Here is a 17865-nt window from a genome sequence, read left to right on the forward strand (position 1 = left end):
TTTTATGGAAATTTTTGTTACCAAAATTAAAGATATAAATGATCGCAAATTAGAAAAAATTTGTTCGTGGATAGATGAAGAGAAAAGATATAGAATAAAAAAATTTATTAATAAAAAAGATAAAATTAGAACCTTGATTGGTGAATTACTAGTAAGGACTCTAACAAATAAAAAGCTTAAAATCGGTAATGAAAGAATAGTATGGGGGAAAAATCATTATGGAAAACCTTATTTAAAGGGGTATCCGAATTATTACTTTAACATTTCACATTCGGGAGAATTTGTAGTATGTGCAATTAGTAATAACCCTGTTGGAATTGACATTGAACAAATAAAACATATTGAATACGAAGAAATAGCAAAAAGTTTTTTCTGTGATAGTGAATATGCTTATATACAAAAAGGTGATGTTAATTATCAATTGAGGAAGTTTTATGAGGTATGGACATTGAAAGAGAGTTATATTAAATGCTATGGAAGCGGATTATCAATGTCACTAAAATCATTTTCTATTAATATAGATAGTCACAAAGCTGTTCGTATACTTTCCGATAATGAAGAAAAAAGTAATTCTTATTCAATGGCGATTTTTGATATAGAGTTAGAATACAAAATGGCCGTATGTTCATTAAATGAAGAAATTTCTAGTAATATAACAGTGATTAACCAAGATATTATTATTAATGATTTCTACAAACTTTTATGAGATAGAGGTGCATTTTAATGATGTTATTTTGTTTGCCTTATGCAGGAGGATCCGAAGCGTTATATTATAAATGGGGTGATTATCTAACCCCATCTATAAATCTATGTCCAGTACTGTTAAAGGGAAGAGGGAAAAGATTCAATGAACCATTTTATAATAGCTTAGAAGAAGCGGTAGATGACATCTTTGATAATATTCGGGATAAAATAGGTGAGGAAGATTATGCAATTTATGGACATAGTATGGGGAGCCTATTAGCGTATGAATTATACTATAAAATAATAGGAATGGGATTCAAGAAACCCAAGCATATCTTTTTTTCTGGATACAAAGCACCGAGTGAAAGGGAAAAGAAGGAGATAACTTATAATTTACCAAATAACGAGTTTAAAAATAGAGTTATAGAATTAGGGGGAACACCAGAAGAATTAATTCGTAACGAAGAATTGTTCGAATTTTTCATTCCTTTACTAAAACATGATTTTAAAATAGTTGAAACATATGAATATAAAGAAAAAGCGGACAAAATCACATGCGATATTACTGTATTAAACGGAACAGAAGATTTAATTAGTCTAAAAGGCATAATTGGTTGGAAGAAGCATACTTGTGGGAATTTTAAGATTTATAATTTGGAAGGAAATCATTTCTTTATAAATAACAATGTGGAAAAAATTACAACAATAATAAATGATACGTTAACTGAGGTTTTAAATTAGATTCCTCAGATATATACCAATAGTTATCCTTACTTATTCATGTTCTTAATTATGTGCTGTAGTAGCCTTATCTGTAACTTGATATGAGTTTTAATATTTGTCTTTAATTAAATTACAGTAAAAAAATCTGATTATTTTAATTATTTAGATAAATTTTTATCATATGTTTTTTGCGTGAAAATAAGGAAATTTTTCTCGTAGTAAGTTAAATTTTTTATAGAATTCCTTTTAGTAACTTCTAAATAGGGGGGATTGTATACCTTGTTATGAACGATGAATTTTTTATTTAATTCATTCTCTATATTTTTAACAGTAATAAAATAATAAATAATTTTGGTAATGGATAATTACTAAAAAAGGGGAAATCCAACATGTCTATTAAGAATTCTGGTGAAATAAACAAGGATGGGACAAGAACTTACGATGAGATTACAGTAGCAGAGCAAGATATGATATTAAATAAATTCAATTCCACAAAAAACGAATATCCAAGAAATAAGACCATAAACCAGCTATTTGAAGAACAAGTGGAGAGAACACCTGAGAATATTGCAGTTGTGTTTAAAGATAAACAACTCACATACAGGCAACTTAACGAGAAATCCAATCAATTAGCAAGGATGTTAAGGAATAAGGGCGTTAATACAGATGCTATTATAGGATTAATGATTGATAGATCACTTGAAATGATAATTGGAATAATGGGTATTTTAAAATCTGGAGCAGCTTACCTCCCAATTGATCCTGATACTCCAAAAGCAAGAATTGATTATATGTTACGGGATAGTCATACCATGATTTTATTGACTCAAGAGAAATTCATTAAGAAAATCGAATATGATTTAGAAATAATCAATTTGGACGAGCTAGATTCAAGTGACTTAAGTACAGGTAATCTGAAACATATAAATCGTTTTGATGATACAGCTTATATTATTTATACATCGGGTTCTACTGGAATACCAAAGGGAGTTATCATTTCGCATTATAGTGCTATCAGAGTCGTTCGAAATACAAATTACATAGAAATAAATAATAATGATACCATTCTGCAGCTTTCGAATTATTCTTTTGATGGATCAATTTTTGATATATATGGTGCTCTGTTAAATGGGGCGAAATTAGTAGTTATAGAAAAAGATACAGTCACGGATATAAATAAGCTTGGAAATATAATTAAGCAAGAAAACATAAACGTGATGTTTATTACAACTGCTTTATTTAATGCGCTTGTAGATATCAAAATAGATTGTTTAATCAATGTGAGAAAAATATTATTTGGTGGAGAAAGAATTTCTGTCTCCCATGCAAGAAAAGCATTAGAATTTCTGGGGAAAGATAAACTCATTCATGTATACGGACCAACGGAAAGTACTGTTTTTGCCACATATTACTTTATAAATGAAATAGATGAGGATGTTGACACTCTACCTATAGGTAAACCGTTAGCAAATACTTCAGTTTACATAGTAGATGAAAAGAAAAATTTACTTCCTATTGGTGAACCTGGAGAACTTTGTATTTCTGGTGATGGATTAACTAAAGGGTACTTAAATAATGAGCAGCTAACATTAGAGAAATTCGTTAAAAACCCATTTGCAGAAGGAGAGCGTTTATACCGCACAGGAGATTTGGCAAGGTGGTTACCTGATGGGAATATTGAATTTATAGGAAGAATTGACCATCAAGTAAAGGTTCGGGGATTTAGGATTGAACTTGGAGAGATAGAGAGTCAGTTATTAAAGCATCCAAATGTAAAAGAAACTGTAGTTGTAGCAAGAGAAGAAAAGGACAAGAGCAATTATATTTGTGCATATCTAACATTAGTAGGAGAAGTTATTGTTGAAGAATTAAGAAAATTTTTAGGTGAAAAGTTACCTGATTATATGATTCCTACTTATTTTCTTAAGTTAGATAAAATGCCGTTAACAGCAAATGGAAAAATAGATAAAAAGTCTTTACCTGAACCAGATCGAAGTTTTAATACCGAGGTTGAATATGAGGAACCAAGAAGTGAGATTGAAAAACAGCTCGTTTTAATGTGGCAGGAAACTTTGAATATAAATAAAGTTGGTATTAATGACAGTTTTGCAGTTCTTGGTGGGCATTCGATAAACGCAATGGAGCTTTTATCTAAAATGAATGATAGGTTAAGTGTTGATTTACCATTAAAGGAACTGTTTAGATTATCCACAATAAAGAAAATAAGTGCTTACATCGAAACGAACAAGGGAGAAATTATTGAGAACCGACAATTTACAAAAACTACAGATTTAAAGAATTTACATGAACCTTTCCCACTTACAGGTATACAATTAGCCTATTTAATAGGTAGAGATCCGGCTTTTGAAATTGGTGGAGCAGCTACAAATTTAACGGTTGAATTTGAAATAGATATTAATATAGATAGGTTTAATAGTGCATTACAAAAATTAATTAATAGACATCCAATACTAAGAACAATAGTTTTTGAAAATGGAACACAAAGAATCTTAGAAGGAGAACTTCTTTATTCTGTAGACACAGTAGATGTAAGGCATTTAAATCAAGAAGATATAATGATACGTATATTGGAACAAAGACAAAAAATGATAGCTAAAATCATAGATCCAAGTACTTGGCCATTATTTGAGATAAAAGCATTTATATTACCCAATAATCAAAAATATTTTTGTTTAAATATAGATCCGCTAATTTGTGATGACAGTAGCATGAAAATATTAATCAAGGAATTTAAAATGTTTTACAATCAGCCAAGTCTGCAGCTGCCTGAGCTGGAGTATAATTTTAGAGACTATGTTTTAGCAACCAATGAATTTAGGCAATCTAATCGATATAAAAAAGATGAGAAGTACTGGTTAAATAAATTGGATAATTTCCCAAGTGCACCAGCATTGCCTTTAAAATGCAACCCATTAGAAATTGAAAAACCTACATTCAATAAATGTTCGGAATTTTTAGAACGTGAAACGTGGAATAGATTAAAACAAAAAGCAAGAGAAAAAAATCTTACCCCTACATCGGTTTTATGTGCTGCATATGCTTATGTCTTAGCATATTGGAGTAATCAGAGTCGATTTGCAGTAAATTTAACTGTTTTTAATCGGATACCGTTTCATCAAGACGTAAAAAAAATCATTGGGGATTTCACAACTCTAATGTTATTAGATATTAATGCGAAAGATAGTATTGAGTCATTTTGGAAATTTGCTGCGAAGGTACAGGATACCTTGTTAGAAGCCCTTGAACATAGACATTATGATGGTGTGGATTTTATAAGAGCTATTGGGAAAAAACATAGAATGGTTAATCAAGCTATAATGCCTATTGTATTTACAAGTGTATTGAGTGAGGACTCAGATGATTCATTTAATCATTTGATAGATTTTGAAAAAATTAAATTTTTTAGTACAAGAACATCCCAAGTTTATATAGATAACCAAGTTTATGAATTAAATGGAGGTTTATATATTACATGGGATTACGTTGAACAATTATTTGAGATCAATGTTATTAAATCAATGTTTGAACAATATATAAATGTATTAAATCAGGTTATATTTAATGATCAAGTGTCAGGTATTAACCTTAGTGACAATAGCATAAAAGTTATTGAAACCTATAATGATACAAACAAAAAGTTTGATAAGTGTACTTTACATGAAATGTTTGTGAATCGAGCAAAACTAGTACCAGATAAGGTAGCTGTAATTCATCATGATGATTCGATAACTTATAAAGAACTAAATGAAAAATCGAATCAAATTGCAAGATACTTAATGGATAAGGGAGTTAGAAAAGGTGATTACATTGGTGTGATAGGTAAGCGATGTATAGATACCATTATAAATTTGTTTGCTGTCTTAAAGGCTGGAGCAGCATATATACCGCTTGATCCTGATTATCCTGAAGAAAGAAAAGAATATATAAAAAAGAAAAGTAATTGTAAGTTCTTTATAACACCTTCTACCTATAAAGATGAAAATATTAGGGAATATTCTGGTGATGAAGTCAATATAAAAGTAGATGAAACAGATATGGCATATGTTATTTTTACTTCTGGTAGTACAGGAAAACCTAAAGGAGTTCAAATAACTCATGGTGCAGCAACAAATACAATTATAGATATTAACGAAAAATTCTGTGTGACAGAAAATGATAAAATTATGGGGATTTCTTCACTGTGCTTTGATTTGTCAGTTTATGATGTTTTTGGTGCATTGAGCTGTGGAGCGGCCCTTGTAATTATAGATGATCAAAGGGATGTATATAACCTAAAAAAAGTTGTAAAGAAAGAAGGAATCACAATTTGGAACTCAGTTCCAGCAATTATGGAACTGACAGTGGACTTATATAATGATAGTGAACAGGATGATAGTCTAAGGCTTGTATTGCTTAGTGGGGACTGGATACCGCTGGAACTTCCTCAGAAGATAAAGAAAACTTTCAAAAATGCGGAAGTTATTAGCTTAGGTGGAGCAACTGAGGGGTCAATATGGTCCATATATTACCCTATTAAGGAAATTAAGGGAGATTGGAAAAGTATACCATATGGGATGCCGTTGGCTAACCAGAAAATTTATGTATTAAATCAAAACAAGCAATTGTGTCCCGTAGATGTAGAGGGAGAATTGTACATTGGTGGAGTGGGAGTAGCAAGTGGATATATAAATGATATTGAAAAAACTAAGATGTCATTTATTTTGCACGAAGAATTAGGATATATTTACAAAACCGGTGATTATGGCGTGTTAAAAGAGGACGGATATGTCGAATTTTTAGGAAGAAAAGACAGTCAAGTTAAGATAAGGGGATATAGGGTAGAATTAGGGGAAATTGAAAATTGTATAATTAAATATAAAGGTGTAAATAAAACAGTAGTAATTGACTATACAAACGATAATAAAATGAAAAGCCTGTATGCTTTTGTAGTTTCAGATGAAGACATAAACCCAAATGAACTAAAACAATATTTGCAAAATCAGCTCCCGAATTATATGATTCCATCAAGATTTTTCAAAATAGATGAAATACCATTGACTGTAAATGGAAAAGTAAATAAGAGTATTTTGGGGGAATTAATAAAAAATCATGAACTAGATGAAGTTGCAGCAACTACATGTGAAGAATCAGAAAATGAAACTCAAGCCCAAATATTAGATATATGGAAAGATGTATTCGAAATAGAAAACATAGGAATAGATACTAATTACTATGAAATAGGCGGAGATTCATTAAAAGCGATATCGATTGTTACTGAAATTAAAAAGAGAATGAATATAGAGGTGCCGATAGGAGAAATATTTAAAAATGACACTATAAAGGTATTAGATCAATATTTGAAAAATAGCCAAGACAATCATAGGGGAAATAGGATTGAAAGGGTATCGAAAAAGGATTATTATGCTACATCGCCTTCTCAAAAACGAATGTACATGCTTTCTATGATGGAAAATAATAGAGGAGCATATCATATTCCTATGGCGTTACTTGTCGAAGGTGAAATCGAATGTAATAGACTTGAAAAAGCATTTAGAAAATTTATAGATAGACATGAAATCCTGAGAACAGGATTTGAAGTATTAGATAATGAATTAGTTCAAAGGGTTTATGATAAAGTTGATTTTGATTTGGAATACCAATGTTTAGATATAGTCGTAACAGATGATGAAGGTTTAAGAGATTTAACTAGCAAAATGTGTAAGGAATCAACAAAGCCTTTTGATTTAAATAAACCATCATTAATGAGAGCTAAACTAATTAAAATCGGAGTAGAGAAGCATATATTGGTTGTTAACTTCCATCACATAATAGCAGATGGGGTATCACAAGGAATATTTATGAATGAAATACTCGATTTATATAACAATCTTGATCTACCTAAGATAAATATACAATACAAGGATTATGTAGAATGGAATAATACGTATAATCAATCTAATGCTATAAAAAAACAAGAGCAATATTGGCTGAATTTATACAGTCATCTGCCATCTAAATTAGAATTACCTTATGATTATAGAAAAGAAAATATTGATACCTTTGCAGGAGAAAATGCATACTTTCATATAGAAAAAGAGTTATCTGAACAGATAAGAAGGGTAGCTAAGGATACAGGGTCAACTTTATATATGCTTATGCTTAGCGCTTATCATATATTACTTCACAAATATACTGGAAAAACTGATATTGTTGTCGGAACAGCTGCATCAGGTAGGTTACATCAAGATTTACAAAATATTTTTGGTGTGTTCGTTAACACTATTGCTTTAAGAAACAATATAGATGCTACAAAAAGTTTTAAAGAAATTTTGGAACAGGTAAAAGAAAATACAATTACAGCATTTGAAAACTCAGAGTATCAGTTTGACGAACTAATTCGCAGTATAGACTATGAAAGAGACTCTAATAGAAACCCTTTATTTGATACCATGTTTGTATTGGAAGACGCTAAATTATTTACTAAGAAGCAAGGTGCTTTAAATCTTAGTCCAATTATATTTGAATTAGATAATGCAAAATTCGATATCACTTTTAATATTTTAGATTATGACGATGAGATCGTGTTAAATGTCGAATATAGTACTGGATTATTCAAAAGAGACACAATATTAAGAATGACAGAAAATTATATTAATATTCTGAGAGAAATATCAGGAAATCTTTCGATAAGTGTAAATAAAATAGATATGATCCCACAAGAAGAAAAGCGCTTTTTATTGTATGAACATAACGATACAAATGTAGATTTCTCTAAAAACCAGTTAATACACAAGTTATTTGAAGAACAAGTAGAACGAACGCCAGATAGCATTGCAGTTGTTTTTGAAGATAAGCAATTGACATATAGGGAGTTAAATGAAAAATCTAATCAATTGGCAAGAGCGTTAAGAGAAAATGGTGTTGGTTCTGATAAAATAGTAGGAATATTATTAGAACGTTCGGTTGATGTGATTGTGGGAATTATGGGAATTCTAAAAGCTGGTGGTGCGTATTTACCAATTGATCCTACATATCCTATAGATAGAATTAAATATATACTTCAAGATAGTCAAACTGAAATATTATTGACCCAGGATAAATTAATTAATTTAGTTGATTGTACAGAAGTTGATGATATTAGCATTATTAATATTCATAATGAGCATTTGTTTAAATACGGAACCGAGAACTTACGTATTGATAGCAGCAGTAAAGATTTAGTCTATGTCATTTATACATCTGGTTCTACTGGAAAGCCAAAAGGAGTTATGGTGGAGCATCATTCATTGGTGAACTTATGTAATTGGCATAATTCCTTCAATAAAATAAGTGAAACTGATAAAAATGCTAGTTATGCAAGTATAAGTTTTGATGCATTTGCTTGGGAAGTATTTCCTTATATCATAGCGGGTTCAGAGATTCATATTATAAATGATAATTTAAAATTAGATATTACGAAATTAAACAAATATTTTATTGAAAAAGAGATTTCAATAAGCTTTTTACCTACACAAGTATGTGAACAATTTTTAATGCTTGAGAATACATCTTTAAGAAGATTATTAACAGGTGGAGATAAACTAAATTATTTTGAAAATAAAAGTTACCAGATTGTTAATAACTATGGTCCTACAGAGAATTCAGTAGTAACAACAAGCTTTATTATAGAAAATTCTTATGACAATATACCGATAGGAAAACCAATATGTAATACAAAAGTCTTTATTTTAAACGAATCTAATGGGCTTTGTCCATTGGGAGTGCCAGGCGAGCTTTGTATCAGCGGAGAAGGTTTGGCCCGTGGTTATTTAAATAGACCAGAGCTCACAGCAGAAAAATTCATTCCAAATCCGTTCATTCCAGGAGAGAGAATGTATCGAACAGGAGACCTTGTGAGAATGTTACCTGATGGAAATATTGAGTTTTTAGGAAGAATTGACCATCAAGTGAAAATTCGTGGTTTCAGGATTGAACTGGGTGAGATAGAGAGTCAACTTCTAAAACATAAGGAAGTAAAAGAAGCTGTTGTTATCGCAAGAGAAGATAATAGTCATCATCAATATTTATGTGCGTACTTTACTTCCGAAACATCGAAGGGCGAGACTAGGGTTCAAGAAATTCGAAAGTTTTTGACAAAAGAGTTACCAGAGTATATGATTCCTGCTTTTTTTGTTCAGCTAGACAAGCTACCACTTACTACAAATGGGAAAGTGGATCGAAAGGCTTTACCAAGTCCTGATGGAAGTTCGGTTGCAGGAGTAGTAGAGTATGAGGCGCCAAGGAATACAGTCGAAGAAAAGCTTGTATCCATTTGGCAAGATATTTTAGATATAGAAAACATAGGAATTCAACACAACTTTTTTGAAATTGGAGGCCATTCACTGAAAGCGACTACGATGGTTTCTAGAATCCATAAGGAACTTATGGTGGAGATACCTTTAGGACAAATATTCCAAGTACCTACTATAAAAGAGATTGGAGAATTTATTAACTCTACAAAAGAAAGTGTATATGCATCGATCAAAAAAGTAGAAGAACAAGATTATTATCCGCTTTCATCTGCCCAAAGAAGACTCTACATTTTAAACAAAATAGAGGGTAGCGGAGTATCTTATAATATGCCTTTCGCTATGAAAATAAAAGGTGATTTGGATGTTCATCAGCTTGAACAGGCTTTCCGTAAATTAATCGAAAGACATGAATCTTTAAGAACTTCTTTTGTAATGGTAGATGGTGAACCAGTTCAAAAGATTGAAAAAGACATAAATTTCCAAGTGACGTATAGAGAAATGGGTACCAATAAACTAGATGATATAATCAATGGATTTGTTAAACCGTTTGATTTGGAGAAGGCTCCTCTTTTACGGGTTGAAATCATACATGTTACAGATGATGAGCACGTGATGGTATTAGATATGCATCATATCATTTCAGATGGTGTATCAATGGGGATTTTCATGCAGGAATTAGCTGAATTATATAATGGTCAAAAATTATCTCCATTAAGCATTCAATATAAAGATTATTCTGAGTGGCAAAGAGGCTTGTTTACTCAAGAAGAAATCACAAAGCAAGAAAAGTATTGGATGAATGTGTTCAATGAAGAAGTACCAGTACTAAATATGCCAACGGACTATAAAAGGCCAAAAAGAAGAAGTTTTGCTGGAGATAGAATCAATTTAAAAATCAATAGTGAAACTTATAATCAGTTAAACAAGTTGGCTACAGAAAATGAAGTTACTATGTATATGCTGATGTTAGCAGGATACACGACTTTGCTTTCTAAATATTCAGGGCAAGAGGATATAGTAGTAGGATCACCAATTGCAGGAAGAAAACATGTAGATTTAAATAATGTAATGGGAATGTTTGTGAATACCCTTGCAATGAGAAATTATCCAAAGGGCAATAGATCTTTTAGAGAGTACTTAAAAGAAGTAAAAGAAAATACATTGAAAGCATATGAAAATCAGGATTATCAATTTGAAGAATTGGTAGAAAAGGTAAATGTGAGAAGAGACATTTCAAGAAATCCACTATTTGATACGATGCTGGTATTTCAACACACTGATAATATGCTATTAAATTTGGATGGACTAAAGGTTAGCATGTTAGAAGATCAGAGGGAAATAGTTAAGTTTGATATTACTATACATGTAAGTGAGTTAGAGGATGGATTAGGATTAGAAATTGAATACTGTACGGCTCTCTATAAAAAGGAAACAATAGAGAGGTTTTTAGAGCATTTTATAAACGTCTTAAGAGAAGTAGTAGAAAATCCAGAACAGAAATTAAGTGAAATAGATATATTAACAGAGAAAGAAAAAAGTAAGTTATTAAACGAATTTAATAATACAAAAGGAAAATATGCTAAAGAAAAAACACTTCCAGAGCTTTTTGAAGAACAGGTAGAGAAGACACCTAATAATGTGGCACTTGTTTTTGAAAATCAAAGTATAACATATAAAGAGCTAAACGAAAGGGCAAATAGCCTTGCGCATATACTTCGCGAAAAAGGAGTTGGTCCTGACGTAGTAACGGGAATAATGGTGGAACGCTCTATTGAAATGATAGTAGGTATAATGGGGATTTTAAAAGCTGGAGGAGCTTATTTACCGATTGATCCAACTTATCCTAGGACAAGAAAAGAATATATGTTACGTAATAGCCATATAGAGATACTATGCGTAACGAATGAGGTTCATAGCGATATATCTTTTCATGGACAAATTATACAATTAGATAAATTAAAATATAAAGAAAATAGAACGAATATCAGTAAAATAAATAGTCCTCGAAATTTAGCTTATGTAATATATACATCAGGTTCTACAGGGAATCCTAAAGGGGTAATGATAGAACAAAATAGTGTAAATAACTTAGTCAATGGGTTAAATAATGTAATTTATAAAAGGTTCAATACTAATGTTAATGTCGCGTTGCTAGCACCATTTATATTTGATGCATCGGTGAAACAAATATTTGCCACATTACTTTTAGGACATACCTTATTTGTTGTGCCAAAGGAAGTATGTTGGAATGCAATGAGTTTAATTGAGTATTATGCAACAAATAAAATACATGTATCCGATGCTACTCCGGCACATTTAACAATGCTTAGCTATGTAAATAAAATAGAACAAGAATTAGAAATTAAAGAATTTATTGTAGGAGGAGAGGCATTAACGCCTTATTTAATCAAAGGTTTATTTGGAAAGTTTGCTGATTTTAAACCTAATATCACAAATGTTTATGGGCCTACAGAGTGTTGTGTAGATTCCACAAGTTATAGAATTGAGTTTGATCAAATAAGCGGTGATAAGGTAATTCCGATTGGAAAACCAATTTTAAACACTAATATATATATATTAGACAAGGGAAATAATCTTCAGCCAATTGGAGTAGCTGGGGAACTGTGTGTATCAGGTGAGGGGATAGCAAGAGGATATTTGAATAATCTAGAATTAACAGCTGAAAGGTTTATTGAAAATCCATTTAATAACGGTAAATCTATGTATCGAACTGGAGATCTTGCAAGGTGGTTACCTGATGGGAATATAGAATTTTTAGGACGGATAGATCATCAGGTGAAAATACGTGGTTATCGAATTGAACTTGGAGAAATAGAAAGTCAACTGTCAACTCATCAAGATATCGAAGAAACGATTGTTATAGCTAGAGAAGATAAGGAAAGTAATCAATATTTATGTGCGTATATCGTTTCACAAAAAGAATTACATGCAAGGGAAATTCGAGAATATTTAGAACAGAAACTTCCGGATTATATGATTCCTGGATATTTTGTGAAATTAGATAAACTTCCGTTGACAACGAACGGGAAAGTAGACAGAAAAGCACTTCCTGAACCAGATGGAAGTATTAATACCGGGGTAGAGTATGAGGAACCGAGAAATGAAGTGGAAGAAAAGCTCGTTGAAATTTGGAGAAGTATTATTGGGATAGAGGATATAGGGATTAATCATAATTTCTTTGTATCTGGAGGAGATTCCATTAAGGCAATCCAAATTATATCTAGATTATCTAGAATTGGTCTTAAACTAGAAATGAAAGATTTATTTGCAAATCCAAAAATTAAAAATCTTGGAAAATATATAAAACGAGAAAAGAAAGAACAAAAGGTTCATGAAATAGTAAATGGGGAAGTAGAATTAACGCCGATACAAAGTTGGTATTTTGAGAAAAACCAAGAAGAGATACATCATTTTAATCAATCGTTCATGCTATTTAGAGAAAATGGATTTGATGAAAAACAGATAGAAGAAGTATTTAATAAAATTATGGAACATCATGATGCTTTACGCATGATATATAAAGAAAAAGAGGGAGAAATAATTCAATATAATAGAGGTTATGACAAGAACCTATTTGATTTATATATTCATGATGTTAAGGGTGTTGAGAATAAGGAAGAGAAGGTATATGAAATTGCTACAAATATTCAAAAAGAGATGGATATTAAAGAAGGTAAACTTGTAAAGCTTTGTATATTTAAATCTGATGAAGGAGATCATCTTCTGATTGCGATTCATCACCTTGTAGTGGATGGAGTATCATGGAGAATCCTACTCGAAGATTTGGAGACTTTATATTCACAACTAGAAAAGGGTGAAAAGCTAGAAATAGGATTCAAAACAGATTCCTATAAAGAATTTGCATCAAAGTTAAAAGCTTATAGTGTGAGTAGGGAATTAATGAAAGAAAGGGAATATTGGACAAGTATATCAAAAGAGAATGTACAGTTTATCCCTAAAAAGAAAGAAATCACAAAAAACAACTTTGAAAATAGTAGTACAGTAAGTATTACATTAGATAAAGAACTCACTACATCTTTACTTAGAAATACAAATAGGGCATATAACACAGAAATAAATGATATTTTATTAACAGCTTTAGCAGTTGGAACCAGAGAATTGACGGGGAAATACAAGCTAAAAGTAAATATGGAAGGGCATGGAAGAGAGGACGTAATAGAGAATTTCGAAATCAATAGGACTGTTGGCTGGTTCACGACGATGTATCCAGTGCTTTTAGATATAGGGAATGAAAATGAACTTTCGACCAACATAAAGACAGTTAAAGAAACTTTGAGAAAAATACCAAATAAAGGAATAGGTTATGGGGTATTAAAACATTTAGCAAAAGATAAGGGATTTATGAATGAAGAAAAGGCACCAATTTCATTTAACTATTTAGGTGAATTGGATCAAGATATTAACAGGAGAGAATTCTCTGCATCGAAATGGTCTATAGGTGAAACAGTGGGTAAGAAAATTAATAGGAATACATCTATAGAAATGAATTCAATGGTTTTAAATGGTGAATTGGTTATTCATACAACATTTAATAAATTAGAATACAGTGAAAAAATGATAAAGGACTTAAATCAGAAATATAAAGAAAGTCTTGAAATGATAATTAATCACTGTGCGAATAAAGTAGAACCAGACCAAACACCTTTTGATTATGGAGATATAAATATAACATTAGAAGAACTTGAAGAAATAAAAGAAAAATACAATGGTTTTATTATTGAGAAAATATATCCGTTAGCAAATATGCAAAAAGGGATGTTATTCCACGCATTAGAAGATAAAAATTCTAGTATGTATTTTGAACAAATTGTAATGGATATAAAAGGGACTGTAGATGTAGATATTTTAGAAAAATCATTTAATACAATAATGAGGAGACACGAAATATTAAGAGCAGCATTTGAGTATGAATTAGTGGAGGAACCAAGACACGTCATACTTCAAGATAGAAAAGTAGGTTTCAAATATTATGATATTCAAGACGAAAGCATTGAGCAGAAAACAAAGTTTATAGAGAATTATTTACAAAATGATAAACAAAAAGGCTTTAATTTAAGTGAAGACACATTAATGAGAATTAGCTTAATTCAAATGAATCAGGATTCATATAAATTGGTATGGAGTCATCATCACATATTGTTAGATGGATGGTGTCTTGGGATTATATTAGGTGAGTTCTTTGATGTTTATGGAAGAAAGATGAAAGGTGAAGATAGCCATTTAGCGGAGCCAACACCATATAGTGATTATATAAGATGGCTGGAAGAACAGGATAAAGAAGAAGGATTAGCACATTGGAAGAGCTATTTGGATGGATATGAAGAACAAGCACAGGTTCCTAAAATCTTGAATAAAGTTAATGAATATAAAAGAAAAGAAAAAATGATAGAATTTTCAAAAGAAATGACTCGTAACATTATTCAACTCGCAAATAGAAATCAAGTTACTTTTAATACCGTACTGCAGGCAATTTGGGGCATTCTTTTAGCGAGGTACAATAATATAGAAGATGTTGTATTTGGAACAGTCGTATCAGGAAGAGAGGCAAAAGTAGAAGGAATTGAAGCGATGGTAGGATTATTCATTAATACAATTCCGACTCGAGTTAAACTGGAAAAAGATAGTAGTTTTAAAGAGGTTTTAAGAAATGTCCAGGATGAATCAATAGAAAATAATAAATATAACTATATAAATTTAGCTGAAATTCAATCTTTACATGATCTAAAAAGAAATCTAATTGATCATGTAATGGTATTTCAAAATTATTCACTGGATGATAGTAGTTTTAATCATGCAGAAAGTAATACAGGTTTTATGTGTCAAAATATAAGGGGAGAAGAGCAAACCAATTATGGATTCAACATTGTAGCAATTCCTGGAGAACAGTTAGTATTAAAATTAACTTATAACGAAAAGATTTATCCACAGGAAATAATAGACAATATAGAAATGCATCTTAAAAAGGTAACGGAACAAGTTGTTTTAAATGAGGATAAGAAATTAAATGAGATAGACATAATCCCAGAGAAAGAGCGAGATGTATTATTGTATAGATTTAATGATACAAAGACGAATTATCCGAAGGATAAGACTATACATCAGCTGTTTGAGGAACAGGTAGAGAAAACGCCTAATCATATTGCCGTTGAATTTGAAGGCACTAAAATGACGTATCAAGAATTAAATGAAAGGTCTAATCAAGTTGCTAGATGGTTACGAGATAAAGGAATTACTGCAAATACAATTGTGGGAATTATGGTTGAGAGATCCCCTGAGATGATAATTGGAATAATGGGTATCTTAAAATCAGGTTCAGCTTATTTGCCGATAGATCCTAAATCTCCTCAGGATAGAATTAAATTTATGATACAAGATAGTGATATTCAAATTCTATTAACGCAGGAGAAGTTCATTAATGATTCCTCATTGGATGTAGAGATGGTTAGTTTAGATAAGAGTGAGAATTTTCAATTGAGTAAAGAGAATTTAGCTCCTATAAATGATTCTGAGAACATAGCTTATATCATATATACATCGGGCTCTACTGGAGTACCAAAAGGTGTGGTAACATCACATTCTAATGCAGTAAGGGTTGTTCGTGACACAAACTATATTAAGATTGATGCAGATGATATTATTTTACAGCTTTCAAATTATTCTTTTGATGGATCCGTATTTGACATCTACGGTGCATTGTTAAATGGTGCAAAATTAGTGATGGTATCAATAGATACAGTATTGAATTTAAGTAAGCTAACAAAATTAATAAAAGAAGAAAAAATTAGTGTTATGTTTATAACTACAGCCTTATTTAATACATTGGTTGATTTAGAAATAGAGTGTTTATCTAATATAAGAAAAATCCTCTTTGGTGGTGAAAGAATTTCAGTATCACATACAAAACGAGCATTGGAGTATTTAGGGAAAGATAAGCTGATTCATGTATACGGTCCGACAGAAAGTACTGTTTTTGCTACGTATTATTGTATAAATGAAATCAATGAAGAATTCGACACAATACCAATTGGGAAGCCATTAGCAAATACTTCAGCATTTATAGTAGATGGAAATCAGAGACTACTTCCAATCGGCGTAGCTGGAGAACTTTGTTTAAGTGGAGCAGGATTGGCTCATGGATATTTAAACCGACCAGATTTGACAGCAGAAAAGTTTGTCTCAAATCCATTTATACCAGAAGAAAAAATGTATCGAACAGGGGATCTCGTTAGGATGTTGCCTGATGGAAATATTGAGTTCTTAGGTAGAATAGATCATCAAGTGAAAGTTCGTGGTTTCAGGATTGAACTTGGTGAGATAGAGAGTCAGCTACTTAAATATAAAAAAGTAAAGGAAGCTATTGTTATCGTAAGAGATGATATTCATGGTGAAAAATATATATGCGCTTACTTTACTTCTGAAACATGGAAAGATGAATTAATAATTCAAGAAATTAGAAAGTATCTAACTAAAAAGCTTCCAGAGTATATGATTCCTGCATTTTTTGTTCAACTTGATAAGCTACCGCTAACTACAAATGGGAAAGTAGACCGAAAGTCATTACCAAAGCCTGATGGGAATGTAACAACTGAGGTAGAGTACGTAGCACCAAGTAATTTTGTAGAAGAGACTATTATTTCAATTTGGGAAGAAATCCTAGGCATCAAATCTATTGGAATTTCTCATAACTTCTTTGAAATAGGAGGAAATTCACTGAAGTTAATGAGTGCTGTTGCTGCTATTAATAAAGTTTTAAATACAGATATAAGCATTCACAATTTCTTTGAGAATCCAAGTGTAATGGGTTTAGCAAATTATATCCTATCAACTGAACATGATCGTCAAAATAGTTCTTATGATTATGTTGAGGAAGAGGTATAACGGTTTAAAATGAAATTCATTTCTTTTGGAGGTAAAAGATATTAGTAATAGGTGTAAAAAGGCAGATTTTCTATAATGTTGATTGTTTTGAGATTTCAGATTTAATTATAAGAAAAGGGGATTTATCCTAGGAAAACTGTACAATCTATACTTCTTCTCAGCAGAGAAAAAGGAATAGATTGTGCAGTTAAGCTAGGCCCAATGGTTTGAATTTCAAAGATGTATATGGAATTTGATAGTTGTTTTA

Annotated in this window: 3 protein-coding genes; all 3 read left to right on the plus strand. The window is 31.1% G+C overall.

Annotated features, from left to right (window positions below):
• Positions 1–4 precede the first annotated feature (4 nt).
• Entirely contained in the window at positions 5–706 is a 702-nt protein-coding gene (locus CGQ22_RS14430) for a 4'-phosphopantetheinyl transferase family protein (RefSeq protein ID WP_000402329.1), read from the plus strand.
• A 17-nt stretch (positions 707–723) separates the two neighbouring features.
• On the plus strand, positions 724–1425 hold the full coding sequence (locus tag CGQ22_RS14435; RefSeq protein ID WP_000979068.1) for a thioesterase II family protein: 702 nt from the start codon (positions 724–726) through the stop codon (positions 1423–1425).
• Between the two features lie 371 nt (positions 1426–1796).
• Positions 1797–17618, plus strand: coding sequence for a non-ribosomal peptide synthetase (locus tag CGQ22_RS14440; protein ID WP_089148875.1), 15822 nt, complete (start codon positions 1797–1799; stop codon positions 17616–17618).
• Positions 17619–17865: the final 247 nt, after the last annotated feature.

It is taken from the genome of Bacillus sp. M13(2017) (assembly GCF_002218325.1).
Classification (GTDB): domain Bacteria; phylum Bacillota; class Bacilli; order Bacillales; family Bacillaceae_G; genus Bacillus_A; species Bacillus_A thuringiensis_K.